Below are 2,933 nucleotides of genomic sequence, written 5' to 3'. Positions count from 1 at the left end.
CACCACCCGAGGGTGAGATCGAAACCCGGCTCGCCGAGATCTGGCAACACGTCCTCCACACCACACCCATCGGCCGCCACGACAACTTCTTCACCCTCGGCGGAGACTCCATCCTCAGCCTCCAGGTCGTCGCCCGGATGCGGGCCGCGGGCTGGACCCTCACTCCGAAGCAGGTCTTCGAACGGCAAACCGTTCGTGAACTGGCCGAGGCGGCCGTGCCCGCCGAGGCCGAGCGGACCGCCGCCGAGCAGGGCGTCGTGACCGGCCCGGTGCCCCTGACGCCGATCCTGGCCGCGTTCGCCGAGATGCCGCTGCCCGCACCCCACCACTACAACCAGTCGGCACTGCTCAAGGCGAGGGAACCGATCGACGTCGCCGCGTTGGAGGACGCACTCCGTCGGCTCGTGCACCATCACGACGCGTTGCGGCTGCGGCTCAGCACGGACGGGCAAGGCGCACGCCTCGACCAGGCCGGGACCGAGGGGCTGCCGGACCGCATCCTGCGGGTCGAATCGCTGCGGGGAATCCCGCCCGAGGAGCAGTCCGCCGCGCTCGAAACCCTGGCCGCGCAAGCACAAGCGAGTATCGACCTCGGCGGTGGGCTGCTACTCGGGGCGGTGTGGTTCGACCTCGGCGACGACCGGCCCGGCCGGCTCCTGCTCGTCATCCACCACCTGGCCGTGGACGGGGTTTCCTGGCGGATCCTGCTCGAAGACCTCGAACACGCCTACCGGCGGTTCGCCTCCGGGAAGCAGGCCGGCCTCCCGGCGAAGACGACCGCCTTCCGGGACTGGGCAAGGGCTCTGGCGGAGTTCGCGGGCAGCGACGAGATCGCCGCGGAACGGGACTACTGGCTGGAGACGCAACGCGCGGTCGGCCCGGCCGTCCCCTTCGACTTCCCCGGCGGCGAGGCGGCCAACCTCGTTTCGTCCACCGCGTCGGTGCGGGTGGACTTTTCCACCGACGAGACCCGCGCCCTGCTGCAGGACGTCCCGCCGGTGTACCGCACCCAGATCAACGATGCCCTGCTCTCGGCGCTGGCCCAGGCACTGGCCCCGTGGCTGGGCACCCGCCGGGTCGCCATCGAGCTGGAAGGCCACGGCCGCGAGGACGTGCCGTCGGACGTCGACGTCACCCGCACGGTGGGCTGGTTCACCACCCTCTACCCGGTGGTGCTCGACCTCGGTGCCGACGACGACCAGGGCGCGATGCTCAAGCGGGTCAAGGAGCAGCTGCGGGCGGTGCCGCGCCGCGGACTCGGCTACGGCCTCCTGCGTCACCACGCCGGCGACCCGGAACTGCGCGCGGCGCCCCGCCCGGCGGTGGTCTTCAACTACCTCGGCCAGTTCGACCAGGGCGGGGATGGCGCGGGGCTGTGGGAATCCGCGCCCGAAGACGCCGGGCCGATGCACGATCCGCGCGAGCCCCGCGAGCACCCGCTGTCGATCACGGCCGTCATCGGCCGGGGACGGCTGGAGGTGACTTGGAGTTACAGCACCGGCCTGCACCGGCGGGAGACCGTCGCGGCGCTGGCCGAGCGGTTCGCCTGCCGGCTGCGGGACCTGATCGCGCACTGCCGGGAACCGCAGGCCGGAGGCCGGACTCCGGCCGACTTCCCGCTGGCCGGGCTCGATCAGTCCACACTGGACAGGCTGCTCGGGGGCGACCGTGGGATCGAAGACGTCTACCCGCTTTCCCCGATGCAGGAAGGCATGCTGTTCCACGCCCTCTACGCGCCGGGCACCGGCGTCTACGTCGAACAGCTGAGCAGTGAGCTGGCCGGCCCGCTCGACGAGCCCGCGCTACGCGCGGCCTGGCAGCTGGTGATCGACCGCCATCCGGTGCTGCGCACCTCGTTCCACTGGAACGGGCTGGCCTCTCCCGTCCAGGTCGTCCACCACGGCGTGACGCCATCGTGGGAACGGCGGGACTGGCGCGGTCTGTCCACTGAGGAGCAGCGAGCCGAGCTCGCCCGGCTCATGCGGGAGGACCGCGCGCGCGGCTTCGACCTGGAAAGGGCACCGCTGCTCCGGTTCCACCTGATCCGGCTGGGCGACGCACTGCACCGGTTCGTCTTCACCAACCACCACCTGCTGCTGGATGGCTGGTCGTTCCAGCAGGTGCTGTCCGAGTTCCTCACCGCGTACACGGCGCTGCGGCAGGGACGGCCGGCCGAGCTGCCCCCGGCCCGGCCGTTCCGGGAGTACATCGCCTGGCTGCGGCGGCAGGACGAGGCAGGCGCGGAGACGTTCTGGCGGGAACTGCTCGCCGGCTACACCGCGCCGCTGCGCCTGGCGATCGACGAGCCCGAGGAAGGGCCCGACGACGCCGAAAGCTCTACGTTCCACCAGATCGTGCTCGGCGAAGAGGAGTCGACAGCGTTGCGAGAGCTGGCGCAGCGGCACCGGATCACGCTGAACACGCTGGTGCAGTCCGCCTGGGCGGTGCTGCTGAGCCGGTACTCGGGTGCGGACGACGTCGTCTTCGGGATGACGGTGGCCGGCCGTCCGGTGGACCTCCCCGACGCCGAGACCACGGTCGGGATGTTCATCAACACGCTGCCCGTCCGGCTCGGCGTCCCGTCGCGAGCCCCGGTGGGGGAGTGGCTGCGGCAGGTGCAGGAGCGGCTGGCCGAACTACGTCAGTTCGAGTACACGTCCCTGGTGAAGATCCAGGGATGGACCGGCGTTCCGCGGGACACGCCACTGTTCGAGAGCGTCGTGGTGTTCGAGAACTACCCGGAGGCGAAGGGAGAGGACCGCCCGGCCGAGCTGACCGTCCAGGCCGCCGCGTCGGTGGACCGGACGAATTTCCCGCTGACGCTCGTGGCGGTGCCGGGCCGGATGCTGTCGCTCCAGCTCGCCTACGACACACGGCTGTTCCGCGCGGACACCGTGCGGCGGATGGCCGAGCAGTACCGCATCGTGTTGGAG

The 2,933-nt window shown here is 71.2% G+C and carries 1 protein-coding gene; it reads left to right on the top strand.

What is annotated here, in order from left to right:
* On the top strand, positions 1 to 2,933 hold a 2,933-nt coding region (locus tag FNH05_RS35465), incomplete at both ends, for a condensation domain-containing protein (RefSeq protein ID WP_246128138.1).

Origin of the sequence: Amycolatopsis rhizosphaerae, assembly GCF_007713715.1 — a bacterium.
GTDB classification, from domain to species: domain Bacteria; phylum Actinomycetota; class Actinomycetes; order Mycobacteriales; family Pseudonocardiaceae; genus Amycolatopsis_E; species Amycolatopsis_E rhizosphaerae.
The sequence above is the reverse complement of the archived record's forward strand: the minus strand, read 5'-3'. Positions and strand labels throughout refer to the sequence as shown.